16 protein-coding genes are annotated in these 22,834 nt (G+C 41.7%); 6 read left to right on the top strand and 10 right to left on the bottom strand.

Translation table 11 applies throughout. The features are described 5' to 3' along the window. Positions 1-19 precede the first annotated feature (19 nt). Positions 20-1,489 carry an S-layer homology domain-containing protein gene (locus tag AC3ZVC_RS05855; protein WP_490067033.1) on the bottom strand — a complete coding sequence of 490 codons (1,470 nt, stop codon included), beginning with the start codon at positions 1,487-1,489 and terminating at the stop codon, positions 20-22. A 271-nt stretch (positions 1,490-1,760) separates the two neighbouring features. Between AC3ZVC_RS05855 and AC3ZVC_RS05850 the strand changes: the two genes are divergently transcribed. Both AC3ZVC_RS05850 and AC3ZVC_RS05845 read left to right on the top strand, forming a co-directional pair. Next, positions 1,761-2,984: a hypothetical protein gene (locus tag AC3ZVC_RS05850; protein WP_490067031.1), complete on the top strand. Its 1,224-nt coding sequence runs from the start codon at positions 1,761-1,763 to the stop codon at positions 2,982-2,984. Between the two features lie 12 nt (positions 2,985-2,996). After that, on the top strand, positions 2,997-3,152 hold the full coding sequence (locus tag AC3ZVC_RS05845; protein WP_490067030.1) for a hypothetical protein: 156 nt from the start codon (positions 2,997-2,999) through the stop codon (positions 3,150-3,152). A 45-nt stretch (positions 3,153-3,197) separates the two neighbouring features. Here the strand turns inward: AC3ZVC_RS05845 and AC3ZVC_RS05840 are convergent, their stop codons facing one another. From AC3ZVC_RS05840 to AC3ZVC_RS05805, 8 genes are all read right to left on the bottom strand, one after another. Continuing rightward, complete coding sequence (locus AC3ZVC_RS05840; RefSeq protein WP_490067029.1) at positions 3,198-3,911, bottom strand: transposase; 714 nt, start codon at positions 3,909-3,911, stop codon at positions 3,198-3,200. Positions 3,912-4,068: 157 nt separating this feature from the next. After that, the gene (locus AC3ZVC_RS05835; RefSeq protein WP_490067025.1) at positions 4,069-6,933 is read right to left on the bottom strand and encodes an S-layer homology domain-containing protein; all 2,865 of its coding nucleotides are present in this window, start codon (positions 6,931-6,933) and stop codon (positions 4,069-4,071) included. A gap of 665 nt (positions 6,934-7,598) precedes the next feature. Further along, positions 7,599-8,993, bottom strand: a complete 1,395-nt coding sequence (locus AC3ZVC_RS05830) for an O-antigen ligase family protein (protein ID WP_490067022.1) — start codon at positions 8,991-8,993, stop codon at positions 7,599-7,601. 73 nt (positions 8,994-9,066) lie between these two features. Next, positions 9,067-10,173 (bottom strand): glycosyltransferase family 4 protein, encoded by a 1,107-nt coding sequence (locus AC3ZVC_RS05825; RefSeq protein WP_490067019.1) that lies wholly within the window; start codon positions 10,171-10,173, stop codon positions 9,067-9,069. Beyond that, on the bottom strand, positions 10,174-11,079 hold the full coding sequence (locus AC3ZVC_RS05820) for a PIG-L deacetylase family protein (RefSeq protein ID WP_490067015.1): 906 nt from the start codon (positions 11,077-11,079) through the stop codon (positions 10,174-10,176). It lies immediately after the preceding gene. 11 nt (positions 11,080-11,090) lie between these two features. After that, positions 11,091-12,122: a GNAT family N-acetyltransferase gene (locus tag AC3ZVC_RS05815; RefSeq protein ID WP_490067013.1), complete on the bottom strand. Its 1,032-nt coding sequence runs from the start codon at positions 12,120-12,122 to the stop codon at positions 11,091-11,093. A 13-nt stretch (positions 12,123-12,135) separates the two neighbouring features. After that, positions 12,136-12,849 (bottom strand): WecB/TagA/CpsF family glycosyltransferase, encoded by a 714-nt coding sequence (locus tag AC3ZVC_RS05810; RefSeq protein WP_490068842.1) that lies wholly within the window; start codon positions 12,847-12,849, stop codon positions 12,136-12,138. Positions 12,850-12,866: 17 nt separating this feature from the next. Continuing rightward, complete coding sequence (locus tag AC3ZVC_RS05805; protein WP_490067011.1) at positions 12,867-14,144, bottom strand: nucleotide sugar dehydrogenase; 1,278 nt, start codon at positions 14,142-14,144, stop codon at positions 12,867-12,869. Between the two features lie 349 nt (positions 14,145-14,493). On the opposite strand from AC3ZVC_RS05805, the gene csaB reads away from it, so the two are divergent. The 4 genes from csaB (at position 14,494) to AC3ZVC_RS05785 (ending at position 20,288) form a co-directional block, all read left to right on the top strand. Continuing rightward, a complete protein-coding gene (gene csaB, locus AC3ZVC_RS05800) occupies positions 14,494-15,603 on the top strand; it encodes a polysaccharide pyruvyl transferase CsaB (RefSeq protein ID WP_490067009.1) in 1,110 nt (369 codons plus the stop codon). A 272-nt stretch (positions 15,604-15,875) separates the two neighbouring features. Continuing rightward, positions 15,876-17,051: a glycosyltransferase family 4 protein gene (locus AC3ZVC_RS05795; protein WP_490067006.1), complete on the top strand. Its 1,176-nt coding sequence runs from the start codon at positions 15,876-15,878 to the stop codon at positions 17,049-17,051. Positions 17,052-17,123: 72 nt separating this feature from the next. Further along, positions 17,124-18,650 (top strand): murein biosynthesis integral membrane protein MurJ, encoded by a 1,527-nt coding sequence (gene murJ, locus AC3ZVC_RS05790; RefSeq protein ID WP_490067002.1) that lies wholly within the window; start codon positions 17,124-17,126, stop codon positions 18,648-18,650. Between the two features lie 18 nt (positions 18,651-18,668). Further along, positions 18,669-20,288: a lipoprotein gene (locus AC3ZVC_RS05785; RefSeq protein WP_490067000.1), complete on the top strand. Its 1,620-nt coding sequence runs from the start codon at positions 18,669-18,671 to the stop codon at positions 20,286-20,288. Between the two features lie 551 nt (positions 20,289-20,839). Here AC3ZVC_RS05785 and AC3ZVC_RS05780 read toward each other — a convergent pair. Continuing rightward, positions 20,840-22,831: an S-layer homology domain-containing protein gene (locus AC3ZVC_RS05780; RefSeq protein ID WP_490066998.1), complete on the bottom strand. Its 1,992-nt coding sequence runs from the start codon at positions 22,829-22,831 to the stop codon at positions 20,840-20,842. Between the last annotated feature and the right edge of the window lie 3 nt (positions 22,832-22,834).

The raw sequence follows: 22,834 nt of genomic DNA, 5'->3' as shown, positions 1-22,834 counted from the left end.
GCTGCTTTTTTTCATGACCTTACTTAACAATATATTTGGAGGCAATATAGCCTTTAACCGATTTTCCGTTAATCGTTGCCTCTACAGGGTACCAAACAAATTTGTTCACCGATTCAGGATTTGTGTCATATACAGGAGCACTTATGATTTTCATGGAAACACTCGGATTCGTGTAAGTCAATGATCCCTCTGTACTTGGGATGGAACGAATCCCCGATCCCTCATACTTTACAATATCCCCTGCTTTAAAAAACTCCTTTGAAGCAGTTAGCAAACTTTCATCCATTTCATAATGATCTACTAAAAACTCTATCGGTTCATCAGAATTCCGATCATAACGGAAGTCCTCTGATTTCATTGGGATATGCTCAATATTCGTGTATAGCCTATTAGGTTCATCTAAGTGCGCATACACTTCTTCTTGATAGGCTGTATCATTTCTTAAACCAGTTTCCTGATAAAACGGACTGTTTTCAGGAACTGTCCCGTTATACGCCATAATCGGAAAATACCAGCTTTCCAGCAGTTTGGCATCATGGTTATTGATCTTAGGCAAGTCTCCGCGTTTAAAGTTATTGAGAAGGAACTGAATTCCAATTTCAATATTATAAGTGACATCATACTTTAGCCGCTCCACCTGCTCCTCACTCAATCCAGACATATTGGTTATTTGCATTAAACCAATACCTCCATCACCCTCGGTATTTCTTACGGGCTCCCCGTTTTCGTCAAAGTGCTTCCATTCACCATTCTCTTCAGTCGCAACTGCCTTCACAATATCAGGTGGAATCTGAAATTTTTGAGCAGTTTTTGTCATTAAACAGTTCATTGTTTGACGATCAGGATTCACCCTGGAAGACGAATCATAACCGCATGTATCCACGGATAATCTAAACTCCTCACTCTCTGCTCTTGCCAAAAAGGCTGAGAACTGAGCACGCGTTAAATCAAGACCTGGCTGAAATCTGCCATCGGGGTAGCCAGCAGTAACCCCAAATGCAATAATTTTGCGAATGGAAGAATAAGCACTTACCTTCAGAGATACATCACTAAAAGGAACCAGCTCTTCATCCGTCAAAGAATAGGCTCTCGCAATAAAAATAGCCATTTCTCCGCGGGTTACATAATTGTCAGGACGGAATTCACCATTCGGATAACCTGAGATAATCTTATTTTCATAGGCTTCCTGTATATACCCTGAAGCCCTGTTGGATTTACTTACATCGGGAAAACTTGTATCTGTTGGTTCTCCTTCATATCCAAGTACTCTGCCAAGCATAATGGCTGCCTGAGCACGAGTTACTTTGTCATCAGGCCTAAACTCACCACTGTCATGCCCGGTAATAATTCCTTCACTCGACAAATACATAATTTCATCGTAAAAACGGTCACTTTCATGAACGTCAGGAAACGTACCTGCAAAGGCATTAGCGGTGCTCAATAATAATAGAACCGCACTTATTACTAAACTGCGATAGATATTTTTCATTCCTTCCCCTCCTACTCTATTAGTCTACTAGAGTTAGAAAGTAAAAGGAAGATTTTAGGGGCGTAATCTTAACTTTAAAAGGGAACTGGAACAAATTACTAGAAAATAACTTAACGATTATATGGTTTAGGTTCCTTTTTAATGATATTATTTCTTCTGATAGAAATATTAGGATATTTACAGTGAAAATAGTACCAACTAACTTTATTTTCAATACTTCCCTTAGGACTAAAAAATTTATATTACTAGAAGGTTTAAAAAGGAGAAAAAAATGAAGAAAAGAATTACTCTCTTTACTTTACTATTTTTATTTTTATTTGGATCTATGAGTTATGCACACTCTGGAAGAACCGATTCAAGCGGCGGCCACAACTGCAGCCCAAAGTCTCAGGCAAAAGGCTTATGCTCGGGCTATCATTCCCATAATGGCGGAAGTTCTTCTTCCGGAACTCAATCCAGTGTTAGTAAACCTGCTGCAACAAGAAATGATAAGGATTGTTCAGACTTTACAACATATGATGAAGTCGTATCTTATTGGAACGCAAAAGGCTATTCAGCAACTTATGACCCTGAAAACCTTGATGGCTGGGGAAATGGAGCAGTGGATGATGGAATCCCTTGTGAAGCGCCAAGCGGTTATGATAAAACCCAAATTAACAACAGCCCTGAACAAACACAATACAAGCAAGATCAGCAGGACAGCGCAAACGGGCAAAAGCAGGGTCAAGCTCAAGGCTTTAAGGATGGCTATCAGGAAGCATCAGCCAACACCGAGACATTTGAGGGCTCTGAAGCATTTAAAGAAGGATATACCGCTGGTTATTTAAATGGGTACGAAGAAGGCAGCAACAAGATCGAAACAGAAAAAGTGAAAGCTGGAAAAGAGGGGTATGCTCTTGGTAAAGCTCAGGATAACATTTCTATTCCTGAAGCATATAAAACTCACCCTGGGCTAAAAAAATCCTTTGAAGACAGCTTTTACAAGGCAGTAACCGAACGCATCGAAGCCAAAAAAGCCGAAATGAATGAGTTAGGGTACAAGAACGGCAAGAACGATACTCACTCTCCTCCTAATAATTTAGATGAAATCTTTTTAAATGCTTATCAAGAGGGATATGAAAAAGCTCAAAAAGAGTTAGAAGAAGAGTATTTTGAAAAAGGATACGAGGCTGCTTTTACAATACTGGAGTATAAAGAACCACAGTTGGAAAATGAAAAGTTTACGAAATGGTATAAGAATGGATTTGACTCTAACCAGGAAATTGATGAAATTATAAACGCAGGCCTTTCTTTAGGTAAAGATGGTGAAGAATTAAGCATCCCTTCTGAATTTGAGAACAGTGAAGTCATTTTTAAACACTATTATCAACTTGGCTACAAAGAATACGAGGAACAGCAAAAAGCCAATCAGGCAACAGCTGCTGGTGGTGCAGGCCTGGCTGTGCTTAGCTGGTTAGGCAGAAGATTATATGTTGCTAAGAAAATGATTAGCTAAAGGAGAATCAATATGGGTATCTATCAAACTATCTGTCATAAAACTGAGGACCTTTTTGTAAAAGTATTATCTAAAAAGCAAGATTCTGAATTGATAAAAGAAAAAGTCCAAACCTACCGAATTGAAAAGGAAAACCTGCGCCAACAAAAACGAACTAAAAAAGAGTGAGGGACATAGGGACAGGTTCCTCGTCCCTTTTCATTTCCCTTTTCCTCAACGAATTCGATGAATAACACTTTTCGATATCCCAGTTATCCTCGAGAGCTGTCTTAGCGATACACCATTCAGCCGTTTAAGTTCCCACAAGACATTGTCTCTTTTCTCTCGTTCCATTTGCTGCAATTCACTGGTATTAGCAACACCCATCTTATTTAAATGCCTTATCACCTCACTGTCCTTCATTCTTATCCTTCTTCCATCTTCCAAGCATTGGTCATGATTACTTTGCTGCATATACTTTTTAAAATTTTTCACAGCAAGATCTCTATCCTGAGAAAACAAGGAAAGTCCATACTCTATATCTACAAATTTAACTTTATGAATATATTCATTTATACTTGTCCAGTCGCTTTCAAAAACATTTTTTGCGAGTCCCGCTTTCAATGGATTTTGGTGTATATATCTTAAGACCGTTAAAAAGTATGCTGTATGATCAACATTTTCACTTTTAAACCTTTCTTGAAATAGATGACCGCACCGGTCGTATTTCATGTTGTACCAATAAACATAACTTGAACTGATTCTCTTGATCGATTCAGAAATAGGTTCCTCTGTCTCCTTTATTAATAAATGAATATGATTATTCATCAAACAGTAGCTATAAAGTTTAAATCTCCTTTTATCCTTATATTTTCTCAGTGTCTCAAGGAACCTTGTTTTATCCTCATCGTCTTCAAATATTGTCTGTCTATTAATACCCCGCATCATAATGTGATAGATACCCGTGCTGCCTTTTCTCCTACCAAAAAGGTAAGTTTAAATTACTACCTTTGATTTGTATTTTTCAAAAAAGAAAAGCCCTGCTGAGATTTCTCTCGACAGGGCTTTTCACATTAACTCATCCAATTATGAGTAGAATCTTTAATTACTTAGTTACAGATACGTTCAATTGAACAGGTGCAGCTAGAAGGTTATGTGCAGCTTTTTCTGCAGCAGATGTACCTTCTTCAATAGCAGTTACTGAACCAGTTGTATAGATACCAGTGACTACAAGTGTGAATGTAGTTGCTTTTCCAGCAGCAGGAGTGACAATACCAGTTGCTTCATCAATTGTAGAAGAATCATTTACATTTGCTACCATGTATTCTACTGAGAAATCATCTGCAGCAAAAGCAGTAGTATCATAACCCTTTAGAGCTTCAAGAAGTGCATTGTTCCAAGTGTTAGCGCTATAGTCAGTTAAGCTTCCACCATAAACGCTTACACCAGTAGCAAGAGCTTTTCCGTCAGTGCCAAGGATTGAAACAAGTGGCTTGTTGTATTTATAGCCAGCATTTTTAGCTGTCTGTAATACGCCAATTACCTCATCACCAGCTACTAGATCTGCATCATCTTTAATTAATTGTGCGTTGTCTGCAAAACCAAAGATTAGGTCTTCGATTGAAATACCTGCAGTTGCTTCATCACCAGTTAACTTTACAGAAACTGCACTTGTTGCAACAGTTGCTTTGTTTGGAACGATTGCAGTGTTCTTATAAGTGATTGGAAGAACTTTTGTTACGTTATCAGCAGTAACAACTACATCTACTGTTTCAGATGAACGTAGGTATGTTAATGCAGCATTAGGTGAAGTGAATGCAATCTTGTTTGCAGTAACAGAAACATACTTATCATCTGCATCTTTATCAGCGATTGTTGCTGCAGCAGTCAATAGTTCTAGACGGTTACCCTTAGTATCTAGAGCGTATACTGGGACAGCAGAGAAGTCGATTGAAGCTTTACCTCCAGATACTTCATAGTTTGCATCGATTTCTGATGCAGCTTTAACATCGATAGAAGAAGTTAATGCCTCAGGATTGATATCAGCAACATTAACTGTGATAGTCTTTGTTACTGTTGGTTTTGCATCAGTAGCTTTAGCAAAGTAGCTAACTGTTACTTTTGCATTACTTACTGGAGTATCTTTCTTCGCAACAATCGTTACATTAGCACTACTTGCTCCTGCAAAAGCCACTTCATTGCTACCCGCAACTAATGGATTAGCACCTTGGACTAGTTCAAGACCTTCAGTGCTTGATGATACTGTTACTTTACCAGCTGTGAAAGCAATTGCCTTATCAAACTGGTTTAAAGAAGTAATCTTGAACGTATGTGAGTCAACGCCTTCTTGAGTTGGAGCAGTAGCTTCTTTACGATTTTCATCTGAAAGCTTAACTGTTGTTGCATCTAGTGCGATTGACTTTTGAACAGGTGTAGCTGTTACTGTAATAGGGAAAGTCTTACGTGATCCATCCTTCATAGTTACTGTTACAGTTGTTGAACCTGGTGTTAAAGGATTTACCTCAATTACTCCAGCATCATTTAAAACTGCAGTCGCAATGATTGGATTTGAAGAAACTACACGAGTAGCTTCGCTGAAGTCAATGTTTTCAACATCAGGGTTGCCGTTCGTTTCTCCGAAAGCAGCTAACTCAAATGGACCTGTTTTCTCTACAACAGAAGTTTTAGCAGCAGCGAAAGACTTGAATGCTACTGTGTTAGCCATAGTCTCATCAAGAGCTATGACATCATCTACTAATGAATATCCTGCGCTAGAAACTGTAGTTACAGCTTCTTTTACTGTTACTTGGAATGTATGATTTAATACCGAACCATCTGGCAATGTAGTTTCAACTACTACATCAGTAGATCCAGCAAGTTTAGCATTGTTAGCAGTTACAATTACTTCAGATGGTGAACCTTCGCCATTAGTAATAGTAACTAGGTTTGTATTGTAAGAAGTTACTTTTACTACTGCATCTTTAACATCTTTACCAGCTTCGTCTTTAACTGTTAAGCCAACAGTTTGACCTTGCTCCAAAGTTGTTGCCTCAAGTGCTACTTTAACACCTTCAGCAACTTCCCAAGTGAATGAACCCTTAGTTTCTGCATATTCGTTACCTTCAGCATTTTTGATACCAAATACGCTTACAGTATATTCTTGGTTACGAGTGAATTCAGAGCTCGCTGTAATAGTTGCAGATTTGCGATCCGAAGAAATTTTAACATCCGCTACAGTAAGTCCGCCGTTTAATTCAAAGTTTGTGAAGTCTACTCCTTCAGGAAGAACACCTTTGAAGTTAACTTTTGCTTGTTTAGCGTTAATCGCACTTACACTAACTACTTCTGGAGCAATAACTTTAACTTCTAGGTTTTCTACTTTATATAAGAATACAGCAAAATCTCCACGGATGATTTTGTCTGCAGTTCCAAAGCTAGTTGGAGTTTTACCAGAAGTGATTTTGTTGTTAACTAATGCCTTAACCGCAGTCAGGTAACGGTCGCTTACATCTGTAAATGCAACTTGTGCATCTTCGCCGTCTAGCTTATAAGCATTAGAAAGAATTAGAGCTACTTCACCACGAGTAAGTGGATCTTCTGAACCGAATTTGGTAGAAGTTTTACCGTTGATGTATCCAGCAGCTTTTAGAGCATTTACAGCTTTAAGAGCACGCTGAGGAACATCAGTAAAACCAGCATCAGGAGCATCTACATTTTCGATTCCTAAAGCTTTCGCTAGCATTACAGCTGCATCAGCACGTTTGATATCTTCGGAGATACCAAATTTAGTAGGACTCATTCCGCTAGTGATTCCGTTAGCTACTAGGTAGTCAACAGCCTCAGCATAACGATCTGGTACATCAGTGAAGTTGGAAGCAGCTGAAGCCGCAGGAGCTACAGCAGATGCTACTAAAGTAGCAGTCGCAGCGGTTGCTACGAATTTACGGTAAGACTTTGGTTGGTAAGCCATTGTAATATTTCCTCCCTGTTTTGAGTAAAATGTTTTGTTTTTTCTAAATCGATGAATGATCATCGCTTAGGAACTAATTTGCGGGCTTAACTCCTTTTCCGTTTTATATATTGGTAATTTTATAGTTTATATGTACCATTTGGAAGAAATGGAAAATTAAGCTTGTCTTTATTCTACCAAAATACTACTATATTTCAACCATTTTTTACAATTTTCTCAGTTGAAAAAATTACCATAATTTATCTGTACAGGAAAATAGAGTTAAACAATCAATAAATATCCTTATTGAACGCACTTCTACATTATACATAGTTGTTTTATAAATTGGAAGATTTTTTATAAAAAAGTTAAATAAACCACTTTTATATAAAATTATCCAATCTATAATACACATTACCTATATATTATCGGCGTTTCAGAAAGTTTTTCCAATAATTAAAGACAAATAGCTTATATTATTTTATAAATTAATCTTTTTATCCTGTGCCAAACATCCAGGATACTCCACACGAATCTTAATGACTCCAGCTTTAAAAATGAATATACAGGATTTTTATGGAAGAATATTAATTTATCATTTTAGATGGATTGATCCGTTTCTTTTCCAATCAGATTTCCAGGCACACAAAAAGACAGCGTGCTTTCGACACGCTGTCTTTTTGTGCTTATTGACCTATTGACTCTTTCCGGTTGAATGAAAGGAATCCAAGTACTAAACCGGCTGTTAGCCAGAAGATTACATTCAGCTGCGGAATGAAGATTAGATTGTTGGATAAGTTCTGAACCATGTAGCAGATGCTTCCGACAAATAGTCCTACGGCCATCACTCGGCCAAGACGGTCTTGCCTGAAATACAGCTTAATGATGGTCAGGAAGTACACCACGTAGATAAGCAGAAATGATACCAATCCGATAAATCCGGTCTCAGCTCCTACTTTCAGGTAGGAGTTGTGTACGGAATAGCTTTCATGGCCAATGTACAGCTCTGGATACTTTGATACATACTCCTTATAGTTGGCTGTGTAGTTACCCATTCCTACACCAAGAACAGGGTTGTCCCTTAGCATATACCAGCCGGTTTTCCAAAGGGTCATACGGGATACAACAGCACGGTTGGTCGTTGTATCTTCTTCTTCAGTTTCTTCCTCATCTGCCACTTCTTCGGGTTCCCCATCTCCGTCAGTGTCCTCGGGCTCCCCCGCTCCTTGATTGTTTTGAGAACCTTGAGGCAGAAGCTTTTCAATTGCATATATGGCTGAATTTGTCCGGGATTGTACATCCGGTATGAAATAAAGTACAGCAAACAAAATCACAAAAGAAATCAGAATTTGCGGCTTAATAACATTTTTAATGAATTGCTTTGGCATAAGAATGATAACCAAAATGCCTGCACAGAACATGGTTACCCAGGCTGCGCGTGTGTACGTTAAGATCACATTTATTACATAAATCGCATAAACAGCGAACATCAAAAGCTGCGCCGTTCTGTTTTTAAAATAAACAACTGCCAGAAGCAAAAGAGTTGGAATAATGTAATTCAAAAAGGCCGAGTAATAGTTCGGGTTCACAAGTGTGGAGTCAACCCGACCCTTTGCTTCCTCTAGAGCATATAGGCCTGCTTTATTTAATGAGAAATTAAAAACATACTGCAGAACTCCGAATAGCCCCACAATCACAACTGCTGCCCCAAACCATTTTGCAAAGCCCAAATACTGCTTTTTCGTAAAGTCCACTTTTGCAACAATCAGGAAAAGAACAACATAGGATAAGTACCTGGCAATTTCCATAACTGCCGATTTTAGGTCAATCGCATAAATCACAGAGATTAGTGAAACAAGTAAAAACAGCCCAAAAGCTGCGGCCAGCGGCCAGATTTTAAAATCATTCAGGCGGATATTTCCTTTAAAAAAGTCATAAAATGCCGCCAGAGTTACAAGCGGGATTAAGAAGATCTCAATAGATAACGGGATCGGTCCCAGATAGGTCTTAAAGTAAAGTATCGGAATCAAAAACAAGCTTGCTAACACAAAGTAGTAAGTCAATGAGTTTTTATTAGCCATTCTAAAGCTCCTTTATTTCGTCAATCACGCTTTCCTTTGTATAGATTACACGATTCGACCTGTATAGACAATTTTAATTTTTTCCTATTTTCACTTTTTCATAGGTCTCTTTGGTTTCCTTGTACAGCTGCTGCAGTGAGAATCGGGATGAAGCGAAATGATAAAGCTTTTCTCCCATCTTTCTTAAGTTGCCATTTTTATGCGCATCATATGCCTTCGAAAATGCAGAAGCTAAAGCTTTTGCCTCGCCGGTTGGTATAATCCAGCCGGTCTCATCCTCTGTTACCAGCTCCTTGACGCCTCCCACATCTGTGGTTACCAGGGGAACATGCTGATTGGCCGCTTCCAAAAGTGCGAGCGGAAAGCTCTCACTGAATGAAGCCAAAAGGGCAAGGTCGGAGGCAGCATAGATGGAATCCACATCCTGGCGAAATCCAAGGAAGCGAACCTGATTTTCCACGCCCATGGTTTCAGCCTTCCGGAGGAGTTCATCCCTAATTGGCCCATCCCCTACTAAAACAAGCTTCATATCGGCCTTGTCCAGCTGTTTAATCGCTTCGAATACAAGCTCATGCCCTTTAATGGGATGAAGCCTTGCGACAATCGTCATGACGAAATCATCTTCGTTCAGCCCCAGGCTTGCCCTTGAAACAGGGTGCGCTTTTTGGCTGGTGAATTCGATTCCGTTATAGACGGTTTTTATTTTATTAGCGGAAATGCCCATACTGACCAGATTATTTTTAAAAGTTTCTGAAACAGCAAAGTAATAGTCCATTCTATTTAACGCATATAAACTAAGCTTGGTAAAAACCGTTCCCTTTAATCCGGATTTCATGAAATCAAGCTTCGGGTCGCTATGCACGGTTGTTACCCATTTCGCATTCGTCCTGCCTTTGAGATAGACGCCAAATAAATTGGCTCTTGGACCGTGAGTATGCAAGATGTCGTAGCCATTTTCACGGATAAAGCCGGCCAGCTTATTCAGGACAGACAAATCATAGCGGGAGCTTTGCTTGAAAAGGTGAACATCTATTCCCGCTTCTCTTGCTTCCTGGGAAAGAGCTCCCTCCTGCAGAACCGCAAGTGATGCCTGTTCCTTTGGGAATTGCGACAGGAGTGTGATGACATGCTTTCGAGAGCCGCCTGTCTCTCCTCCGCTGATAAAATGAAGAACCTTCATTTAGATGCTCCCTCCCTGTCCGGAATGGCGTTCTTTGTACATCCGCTTCTTTTCATCAACATTTTTCAGGATGCCCCATATTAAGGTAGTCGCTTTATTGACCTGCTTGAAGATCTGGTTATAAGGATATTTCTTTTGGTCTACACACTCGTATTGACTTGAAAATTCCGGCGCGGGGATTTCAAGAAATGTCTCAACGGCTTTCGCGTTTGTTCCAGGAACAAGCTCTGTCTTGATTTTGCTAAGCTCAATGAATCCATCAAAATCGATCGCCTGTGATTGGAAGATATCGACCGCTTTTTCTTTCGTTTCAAACGCTTCCGTTATATCAATGACTGTATTGATTTCATTCGGCGGGATTGGGCAGTTGATTTCATAAAGGCGGACAAAACCGCCATACTCTTTTTCCTTCAATACATCCGAGAGTATTCTGCCGGTCGTGACATGGTCAGGGTGGCAGTCAACAAAGGTTGGGCAATAGATGAATACCGGGTTCTTTTCCTCAATCAAGCTGCGGAATAGCTCCCTGGACTGTTCATTACTTTCCAGCGCCCCATCAGGAAGGTCGAGAAAAACCATATCCTGAAAGCCAAGAAGCTGCTGAACCTCTTTGGCTTCCTGCTTTCTTTTGGCCATTAATTCTTCTTTTGAAAGGGAGCTGACACTGCCAGATCCATCTGTTATATAAGCAACCGTGACATGCTGGCCTTTTTTCACATGCTCAATGATCGTCCCGCCAAGGCCGATCGTTTCATCATCCACATGCGGAGCCAGCACCAAAACATTTCCTTCCGTTATCCTTGTCAGTACTTGCTCCCCTTTATAAAAGCTCTGCAGCTTTTGGCGTGTATAAGGGAGGATGAATGGCTTGGCCATATTTAAGACGGTTCTTTTTACATTTGCCATGCTTCCACCTCCTAAAATGAATCCACATCTGCCGGGGTAATGTACCAGTTTTCAATCGAATCATCTTCGTTTAAGGAAGAATCAACTGGTTTTCCGACAAGCGGCATTGGGTTGTCTTTATGAACAAAACGGTAGTTTTTCAAAGTTTTAAAGTAAAGGGAATGGGTTAATGCCCATGTTTGGATGACATCGGCTTCTTCCAGCTCCTGTAGCGTTCCCGCTACAAGTTGGTCCCAGGCTTCCTGATTTTCTACTGCCAGCATATCGACAATGGTTCCATTTACAACATTTCCACCGCCAAAGGCTTTTTCCTCCAAAGTTATGACGGAATAGCCGCAAAGAACACCATTCTCATACATAGCCAGCATCTTATATTCCCGATCGGGATGTCGATGAAAGCGCCAATTCAAAAATTGGGCATCTCTTTTGAGCAGAATGGGAGCGATCCCTTTGCTATTCTCCCAAAGAGAATCAAACTCTCTTCCACATTCCGATACGTATTTAAATGAGTATTTCTGGGAGTTAGCCTTTTTCGGCTTCAGAAAACGATCAGCCAATCTGATGGCAGGCTTGGCTGCTTTTAAAAACGAAAGCTTGTTCACCACGAGGGTGGAAAGGCGGTTAACACGGATCAGACGCGGGATGCTGGCAATTTCCTTTGCTCCGGTATAGCGAATGAAAAGCTCTTTTGCCTTTTCAGCCGGGTAGCCATATAAATAATCGATCCCTTCGGACTGGGCCGTGTCAATCATTTCCTGATTGAGCTTTTTGTAAAGTCCTTTTCCCTGATGCCTTGGGGAAACCATCGTGTCATTCCGTGCCCCAAAGATCACTTCTCTGTCGTACCATTTTGTTTTGGCTGGAACAAGGGCTACATGGCCGGCAATTTCACCAGCTTCATCTGCTACTGTAATGATGGATTTCCTTAAAGGGTTTTCCTTGTATTTCCATTCCCAATGCACAAGCGAGCGCTGCTTACGAAAAACCTCGTAAAACAGCGCATTGATTTGTTGTTCATCGTTTTGTTTATATGAACGAATCATCTATACTAGCTCCTTAACGGCTGAATAATACCCTGATTAAAAACTTTGGAAGATTCATTTGGCGTTTAATTCGACTTGGCTCTTTCATTAAGCGGTACAGCCATTCAAGTCCAAACCTGCGGTAAAATTCCGGGGCTCTTTTGGTCCGGCCGGAAAATACATCGAAGCTGCCTCCCACACCCTGAAAGACCTTTACATTCAGCTGCTTCATGTTTTCTTTAATCCAAAGCTCCTGCTTCGGGCTTCCAAGGGCTACAAATAAAAGCTTCGCACCGGAGGCGTTAATTTTGTCAACCAGTGCCTGATTATCTTTGGTATATCCATTTTCATAGCCTGCAATATTCAAGGTTGGGAAGCGCTCCTCCAGCTTTCTTTTCGCTTCGGAAACGACTTCCTCTTTGGCTCCGTAAAAAAATACGCCATGTCCTTCCTCAGCTGCAAATCGGAGAAGTCTTTCCATCATATCGACGCCTGTTACCCGCTCTCTCAAAGACCCCCCTTTGACTTTGGAAGCCAGGATCATGCCGATTCCATCCGGTATTTGATAGGTGGATTCGTTTATAAGCTCTTTTACAAGCGGGTTTTTATTGGCTGTGATGACTTTTTCCGGGTTAACCGCAATGACGGTTGACTGCTTGCCCTCGCTGATGCGGGAGCGGAGGTCATCCAAAATTTCCTCGTAAGTCATGACAGATACATTTACACCTAGGTATTGTTCTTTTTTCATATTACTTTCCAAGCTTTCTATTCCTGAATAGCCTTCAGGTTCGTTAAGTCTCCGATTTTATAAAGGGTCAGCTTCTCTTCATCCAGGTTCGTGCAGTTCTTTGTATCAAAGATCACCGGTGTTTTCATGCCTGAAAGGAAGTCTTCTGCTTTCATTGTTTTGAATTCATTATGATCCGCTAATACAACAACAAGGTTGGCATCCTGAATCGCTTCCTCAAAGGAAACAACCGGGAATGGCACCTGTTCATCGCGGACATGCGGATCAAAGACGCGCACATCAAAGCGCGGATTGCGGCGAAGCATCTCAACGATTTCAATCGCCGGACTTTCGCGAACATCATCAATATTCCCTTTATACGTAAGACCGAATGCCGCGATTTTAGGTTCTTTCAGCTCAACTGTCATTCTTTCCACTTGCTCTACTACAAAGTGAGGCATGGAATTGTTGATATCACGGGAAAGCTTAATAAGCTTTGCTTCTTCGCTCGCTTTTTCAACGATAAAGTATGGATCAACTGCCAGGCAGTGTCCGCCTACACCTGGTCCCGGATGGTGGATATTTACACGCGGATGCTTGTTGGCAAGCTCTATAACCTTATGGGCATCCACACCAAGACGGCTGGAGATTTTCGCAAGCTCATTCGCAAGTGCGATATTTACATCACGGAAGGTATTTTCCATCAATTTGGACATTTCCGCTGTTACCGCTTCTGTTTCAATCACATCGCCTGTTACAATTGCGCGATAAACATCGGCAGCTTTTTTCGCTGCATCAGGCGTTGTTCCGCCAACGATGCGTGTATTTTCAATTAGCTCAATTAGAATGCGGCCTGGCAGCACTCGCTCTGGGCAATGCGCCAAGTACAGATCCTTCTCGGTATCAAAGCCTTGCTCGCGAAGGATTGGCGCTACGATATCGTCCATTGTGCGCGGCGGGATCGTCGACTCCACGATTACCACATTGCCTTTGCGCAGGTATGGAGCGATCGCTTTAGTTGCACTGATAACATAGTCAACGTTAGCTGTGTAATCTTCATGGATTGGAGTTGGCACAGCAATTATAAATACGTCTGCTTCTTCCGGTATCAAGGAAGCACGGAGCTTTCCGTTTTCTACTACTTCCTTCACGATTTCAGGAAGACCAACCTCCTCGATATGGATCTCTCCGCGGTTCAACTTATCGACTACATGCTCGCTCACGTCAACCCCGACAATCTCATAGCCTGCACGCGCAAATACTGCAGATGTTGGGAGTCCGATATATCCTAAGCCGACAACACAAATTTTTTCCATTAGTAAGGACCTCTCTTTAGTAAATAATTTCTGGTTTATGTTCATGTTTGCACATATATTATAGGGTTTGCCTGATTCTTTGCAATAAATCCTAACATAGTATAACAAATTCCAACAAACGTTGCACCAATTACGTTGAATGTGTCGAACGCTAATGTTAAAATAAAGTTTAGCTTTTTTAAGGCTATTTAAGAAGCGCCGTTTTTCCTGAGATTAAGCGGTTTAGCAGGCACTCCAAACCGGCTGGACATTCGTCTTCTATTATATAGAGGCAGCTTTTCTCCTCAGGCAAAAATAAGGCCTTCGCATTATGAATTTGGATGATTTTACATAAGGAGGAAATACTTCTTTGAAAATTGTAATATCTGGTTTTTATGGACTTGGCAACACTGGCGATGAAGCCATCCTTGAGGCAATTGTTGATAACCTGAAGGATGAACTTGATCATCCGGATCTCACAGTCTTTTCCCTCTCTCCCGGCAAAACAGCCGAGACCTATGGGGTAAAGAGCGTGTACCGCGGATGGCGCCATGATTTTAAAGGCAAAGTAAAAGCGCTGCGTGAAGCTGATCTGTTAATCAGCGGCGGCGGCGGCCTTCTTCAGGATACGTATCCGACCAAGTTTTTGTTCGGGCCACTTCCTTATTATTTGCTGATTGTTTTCTTAGCGAAGCTATGCGGAACGAAAGTCATGTTTTTCTCTCAGGGCATTGGTCCTGTCAATTCCACCTGGGGGAAAATATTAATGAAAGTATTTGCCAACATGGCAGACTTTATTACGGTTCGCGACCAATACTCCAAGGACTTGCTTCACAAGCTGGGAGTCAATCGACCTGAATCAGTCGTCACAGCCGACATTGTATTTGCTTTTCAGAAAAAAGAGGATCAATCTTGTATTGAAAGCCTTCCTTTAAATGGAGATGAAAAGCTGGTTGCGGTTTCTGTCCGTCCTTGGTTCCAGCATACTGCCCATTACAAGCAGATCGCCGAAGCACTGGACCACTTGATAGACAGCGAAGGCATTACACCTGTCTTTGTTCCAATGGAAGGGCATCACGATGTCCGTGCTTCCAACAATGTACTGGAACATATGAAGCAGGGAGAGAAATGCCATGTACTTGGACCTGACTTTTCACCTAACCAGTACCTGAACTTCATTTCCAATTGTGAAATGACAATCGGCTTGCGCCTGCATTCGCTTATCTTCTCAGCGCTTGTAGCAGTCCCTCATATCGGCATCAGCTATGATAAAAAGGTCGAAAGCTTATTAAAACGTTCCGGCATGTGGGAATACTCCTTCCCATTAGAAGAACTTACTGCCGGCGAGCTTATCCAAAACAGCCGCAAGGTACTCGCAAACAGAGAAGAATTAAGTGCCATGATTGAAAACAACGCCCGCGAAATGCGCCGGGATGCAATGGAAAATATCGATCTGCTAAAAGCGCGGTTTTTGAAATAAGCGAAAGTTGTTGTTTTAATCCGCTAACTACGTTTAATCTAATGAGTTGATTTAAGCGGAGGGCACTTGACTCCAGCGGGAGCAGCGGGACAGGTGAGACCCCACAGGCGCAGAGCGCCGAGGAGGCTCACCGCCCGCCCCGCGGAAAGCAAGTGCCCGTAGCGGAAATCAACGGGCAAAATTCATAAGCCAAACAACAATCTTAAAAAACTTTGTAACAGGTCAGATTTCTGAAGCTAATTTAAAAATACTCTCAATGAGGAGACGGTGATATGAAAATCCTAATTACCACTGTTTTTGATTACCCCCATGCCGGCGGTTTGTCGACACATGTGACTACATTAAAAGCAGGCCTCGAAGCAAGAGGACACGAAGTAGACGTCCTTTCAATCAGCGATGTGCCGGGCTGGCAATCCAAATTTATTGCCCGCGGCCCAAGCTTCGTGCTGAATAAGGTCAAAAAAGGCAAGGGAATCCTTTGGAGCCGCAGAGCGCGCCAAAACATGCTTAAGACCCTGATCGAAAAAAATAAACATAAACAATACGACATCATTAATGCACAGGATGTATTCGCAACGTTCGCTTCTCTCGAGTCCGGGATTCCAACTGTTTCAACTGTCCATGGCTATATGGCCTTTGAAGCCGTTAGTGCTGGATCGGTAGAAGAAAACAGCGAGGAAGCCAAGTTTCTTCAGGAAATGGAGAAAAAAGCTTATAGCCAGACGCGAAAAGTGATTACGGTGGACCAGCGCATTAAGGATTATGTAAAAAAGCAGGCAGGCGTTGAAGGAACAGCCATCCGCAACTTTATTGATATCCATGATTTCAAGCCGGCTGTTGAAAAGAAATCGGAGCTCCGTAAAAAGCACGGCTTCAGTGACGATGACTTAATCTTCTTCGTGCCGCGCCGTCTGACAAAGAAAAACGGCGTTATCTACCCGACACTTGCCTTCCCGAAGGTACTTGAGAAATTCCCGAATGCGAAGCTTGTCTATGCAGGAATGGGCGAAGCCTTTGAAGAATTAAAAGCTCTTGTAGCCGAAAAAGGACTGGAAAACCAAGTCACTTTGCTTGGCGCTATTCCGCACAAACAGGTTAAAGACTTTTTCGCTCTGGCTGATGTTGTGCTTGTGCCAAGTATCCACTCTGCAGGGGTTGAAGAAGCAACTTCCATTTCTGCCCTTGAAGCAATGGGATCAGGCATTCCGCTTATCGCCTGCGCTGTTGGCGGATTAAAGGAAATTGTCGATCATGAAAAGGACGGCCTTCTTGTTGAAGAAAGAAATGTGGAAGAGCTGGAAGATGCCATGATCTATCTTCTCGATAATCCAGAAAAGGGTGCTGCCCTTGCTGAAAGAGCCCGCCAGAAGATTGAGGATGAATATTCCCATCTCGCTGCGGCTGAAAAATATGAACAAATTTATTTATCTGCTTTAGAGCAAAAATAATCTGATTTTACATGACGTGTAGAGAGCTTCTCTGCACGTTTCTTTTGAAATCTCACAGGAAGTGAATGTGATATGGCTTCATTAAAAAAAGCTGCAATTTTTATTACGTTATTGGCACTTGTTTTAAAGCTGTCCGGATTTCTGCGTGAAAGCATCATCGCCCGCCAGTTCGGGGCCAGCGAATATACGGATGGCTATTTACTGGCCTTTTCTTTCATCACTCTTGTTGTCGCGATGATTTCGGGAGGCTTTAATAATGTCTTCCTTCCTTTATATGTACAAAATCGCAAGGAGAAGCCGGAGGAAACGGAACGCAATGCCAACGGAATTATGAATGCAACCGTTCTGATCTTCCTTGGCATTACCATTGGCGGGTACTTTCTCGTGCCTTATTTTGTTCCATTTATTTATGGCAGCATGCTCCCTCTTACGAAAGAGGTTGCCGTTGATATTACGCAATTCTTCTTCCTGTTTATGAGTGCGATTGCCCTTAACGGCATTTTAGACTCTTATTTACAGGGACGGAGAGTGTTTGTACCAACGCAAATCTCCAAGCTGCTCGCTACGCTGATGGGTGCCGTTTTCGCCCTTCTATTTTCAGATCAGTGGGGAATCAACAGCCTGGCCTACGGTTTCATATTCGGAACTCTGCTTGGCTCCGTGATCCAGATTTTCTTTTTGCGTAAAAGCGGGTACCGCTGGAGCCCCACGATTAAAGTGGATAAGGAATTCAGGAAGGCCTTTTTGGTTCTGCTTGTCCCTTCCCTTCTGAACTCTGTTGTTGGCCAGATTAATATGTTTGTCAATAAATCGTTTGCTTCCGGAACAATCGAGGGTGCTGTCACATATTTGAATAACGCATCCCTGCTTGTCAGCATTCCGCATGCCATTTACGGCACAACGATTGCGGTGATTATTTTTACGCTTCTGTCCGAACAAATTGATAACCCGAAGAAGTTTCAATCCACCTTCTTTTTGGGAATGCAGATTTCCTTTGTGACACTGATGCCGATTGCGGTCGGATTGTTTCTGGTTGGAGAACAGGCACTTTCCTTTATTTACGAGCGCGGCCAGTTTACGGCGGAAGATACACATAACACCTATATTGCTCTTATCTTTTACCTGCCAATGATTGTCACACAAGGCCTGCAGTATATTGTATCCAAGTCGATGTATGCCCGCGGCAAGACCGCGATCATTTTCCGGATCAGTGTAACGACCATTGCCTTGAATGCGTTCTTGAACTGGCTGTTGCTGAAGCCGTTCGGATACCCTGGGCTTGCCTTATCAAGTGCGTTTGTATCGGTTTACTACTTAACCGCTTCAGGTTTTGTCGTTTATAAGGATTTTGACCGCTCTGAGGCCTTAAAGCTTTTAAATCTAGTTGTCCGCGTTATCATTCCGACATTAATAATGGCTGTACCGCTTTACCTTTTACAAAAATTCACGCCGATCACCGAATTGTACTCACTTACCCAGCTGATTATTTTAATTCCATTGGGAGTCATTCTTTATGTGGCCGGTATTTATATTTTTTACCGCGAAGGCTTCAATCAGCTATTAAGTGTGCTCCGAAAAAAGAAGAAAGCCCGTGTGTAAGATTTGGGGATATGGGTTATGAAAAAAAGCATATTTATTCTGTTATTCATTATCATATTGGCGGGTTGCCAGGAGGAAGCGGAGCCTGTTGAAGCGGAACCTGCTGTATCAGAAAGAGCAATTCCTTTTGATGCGGCTGAGTTTCAAGTGAGCTCTCCTAAGCACTCCCTCGATAATGAAAATGTCTCAAAATCAAACTTATTATCTGTTTATCATGATACTTCCTATCAATATGATTTAACCGATGGCAAGAATGATGCCGGAAATTTATTGGTTAAATTCAGGGAAATCGATAACGGGGACCAGCTTGTTTTTATCCAGCTTGAAGGGAAAGGCAGTAAACCTGTTACCGCACAGGCTTCATTAACCTTTAAAGACACGAACCGGGCTGAGCTTTTAGACTGGGATCAGCGGTTTGTCGACCGTCCTCACGATAAAAACACAGGCGATGATAAAGCCACACAGCCGATTGGTTTGTTTAAGCTAAGCCATTTTGAAGAGCCAAGAAATGAGCTTGTTTTGAGCAAGCAATATCTATCCACCAGGCTTAAAGAAGAATACGGTGAAGGTTTATCCAGTCATGTAAGGGTTCTTCAGGAGGAATCAAAAGGATATTCCATTGAGCAATCAAACGAAACAGTTCAGATCAGCCTGGAGCTTACTGCAGAAGATGGCCAGATTGCTGAACAGTGGTTTATGGTCTCCGATCAATCGTTATTTACTTCTGAAGAGGAACTCCAAAGCTGGGTTGATTACCAGCTTGATTTTTATAAGGAAGCCAACGGATGGCTGACAGCCGGCGGTCCGATGAAAAAGCTTCCTTGGTCGATCGAGCCTTTTACAAAAGAAGGGTATGGCCGAAATCTCGGTGTTATGGTGGACCGCGAAGCCATCGACCGGTACATCTCAACAAAAGAACGATATTACTATAACCTGATGGTCAATTCCGCGGCGGACCTTTACGAATATCGCCAGGAAAAAGGCACTGAAATTTGGGAAACCGAATATACCAGCACCTGGCTGAAAGACGCCTATGGGTTAACAGCACCTTATATCGATACCCGGCATAATGAGTTTATCTCGCTTTATCTAGGAAAGATTGGAACGCAGCTGGACCTGCCGGAATTGCTTCAGACTAAGTTAAACTACGCAGATTATCTAATTGGGCAGATTGAGATTGGAAATGTGATCAAGGCAGAAGATGGCCTGCTGATTTCCGACTATTTTTCACCCTATGACCAAAACCAGAAAACCCATGCCTCCATGAATCATGTCCTTGGTGGAGCCAATCTGCTGCTCGAGAGCTACCAGCAGTCTGGCGATAAGAAATATCTGGAGGCCGCAAAGAAAATTCGCAAAGCCATCGAGAACCTTGGAACCGGCTGGATTCGTGAAAGCGGCGATCTCTGGTATCAGGTGAATCCTGACCTCACCTTTGCAGGCAATGATTACGAACAGCTCACTCTTGTCGATCTGCTCAAGCATCAGAAAAAGTGGGAATCAATTGGCGAAAGCAGAAGTGAGCTGATTGACCAGCTGATCTCCTCTAAAGTCGGATTCCTGGCCAAGGAAAAAGTGATTTTGCTGGATGAAGTGAAGGCGGAGTTGATGGATCAGGGTTTGAGTTTGAAACCATAAAAGAGCAGTCCTGTGGCGGACTGCTTTTTTAGTGATCTTGCACATTAACGACGATTTTGCTTTCTGTTACTTCATTTTGGGCGTTAATTTCGTTTATTAACTACCATTTTCTCTTCTCTTTCTCCGTTTATGTCGTTAATCCAGCATATTAACTACCATTTTCCTTTCTATTACTTCATTTTGGGCGTTAATCTCTTTTATTAACTACCATTCTCTCTTCTCTTTCTCCATTTTGGGCGTTAATCCAGCTTATTAACTACTATTTTCCTTTCTATTACTTCATTTTGGGCGTTAATCTCTTTTATTAACTACCATTCTCTCTTCTCTTTCTCCATTTTGGACGTTATACATCGCTTATAGGCAGGATTTTTAGTTTTCAAAGCCATTTATACCTGTTATCTATCTGGTTTCAGCCGTTTATTCGCAAGTTCCCACGTTTTATTCTCAAAGTTCACATTTAAGGCCTTTACCAGCATTTATTTACAGTTCATAAAAAGAAGAAGCGCCCCAAATTTCTTTGGGACGCCCTTACTTTATGTCTATTAACTAGATTAATTTGTTACTAGCTTGTCTATTAGATTTGATCTTACCCATCCGTATTGTGTTCCGTTTGCATCTGATAGGATTTTATACCAGACATGTCCGTCTGTCTGCTTTTCTTCACTTACAATCACAACCGGCTTATCCGCTGTTTTATACGTGTATAAAAGGTTGGCTGTACCTAATGCAGAAGAAGGTGATGTTCTTACATTCGTGCCATTAGTATTGATAAAGCCAATGACCTGCTTATTGGTGTAATCCTTAAAGCCAAGAGCTTTTTCAATTCGGTATATATGGCCATTGATTTTAGATCCCCAATAGGCATCCGTTGCATATCTTACATTGAACCCGATCAATTTATTCCCTGGAGCTGCCCCATTGCTGCGCCAGTCTCCTTGAGGAATATAAGCACCATTTAAATATTTATCAACAAGCGCATCTACACTATCTGTTGGTTTCGGATACGCGACCGCACCAGATGGGTTGCTGTCATAAGCTTCAATTCCGAATAGGTTGTTAAGTTTTAGAGCATTTGCACTCATGCCGTAGTCACTTTCATGAAATGCCCACCCAAGAATTAACAGTGCATTTACATTGGATTCGGTTTCTGCCTTTTTCACATATGCTCCAAGCCCTTTAACTCTACTAATCTGTGTTGCATCCTTATATTTCGCTAAGCCAGTTGCTTCAATCTCCGCTAACCTCTTATCAATAAACTGATCAAGCTGTTCTGCTGTGTAGCTTGTTTTTGTACGGGCAGATAAAAATTGATAATAAGGGTAGTACTGGCCCACATAAGAAGTTGAGCCTCCCATAGAATTCGTGTAGAACTTGGTTCCATCCCAGCTGTAATAAGACATGTTCTGTTTTAGGAAGCTTGGAGCCTTCCCAATAATAAAAGCAGCAGATTGTTCTGAAGCCGGGTTATAAATGGTGTATACCAATTCATTACTGCTATTCACTTTATAGGAGTTTTGCTTTTTCACCATTTTAACTGGTACAAGGTGTACTTCGGATTGCTTTACATAAGCAGTTCTTCCGCCAATGTATACCTGAACTGCTGTTTCGTTAGAAGCCAGATATTTCATTTCCTCCTGCGGAGGGACAGCAGCTGCTACAGAAGTTAAATCAGCGTTACTATACAAGTATGTTGTTGCTTTACCGATTGATGGACTTGCATAAGCCAAACCGGATTGCATTTTTAATACTTTTCCATTAAAAGTGAGAACCTCATTTGAAGTTGGGCTCCAATTTTCAATCGCTTGGCTGTATGTTTCAAACACCTTATTGGTTTCAACAAGCTGTCCATTTGCATCAATGGTTGAAATGACAAAAGGCTTTTCGATTTCAGGCTCACCTGGTTCACCAGGAAGCTGATTCTCGTAATCTTCTATCGCATGAATCATTCGGATGATAAATGCTGCTGATTCCGCTCTCGTAGCCTGTCTCTCAGGAGCGAATCTATATGTGCCATCAGAATTCGGGAAACCGATGGTAATCTCCAAGGAAACACTTGCAGCCACTGCAATACGTGAAGTGGAAGAAGTCAACTTGTCAAAGTCACTTAAAAGAGTCGGAGCTTCATATTCTACTTTCATATTTTTATAGTCTAACGCGTTCTTAATCATAATAACCATTTGCTCGCGCGTAATTGCCTGATCTGGATTAAAGTTACCATCGGTCTGTCCGGATATTATTCCTGCTTCGGCTGCAGCGTTAATCCCTGGAGCTAAACTTGAAGTAATCGCTACATCCGGAAATTTATGAGGAGCATGAGGAAGTATTAATGCCCTTGAAACAAAGTTGGCAAATTCTCCACGGGTTACTTTGTAGTCTGGTTTATAAACTCCATCGCCATAGCCGTACATAATCTCTCTCTCTATGGCCTCCCTTAGTTCCTCCTCCAGCTGTATTCCCGTAATGTCATCTGCTGCATAACCTGTTGCAGGTAATGTAGCTAAAAAAAGAACAAAGGCAAGCAACAGAAGCCTAGCTTTTTTCAATGT

The sequence above is a fragment of the Cytobacillus sp. C11.1 genome (genome assembly GCF_058145115.1).
The sequence above is the reverse complement of the archived record's forward strand: the minus strand, read 5'-3'. Positions and strand labels throughout refer to the sequence as shown.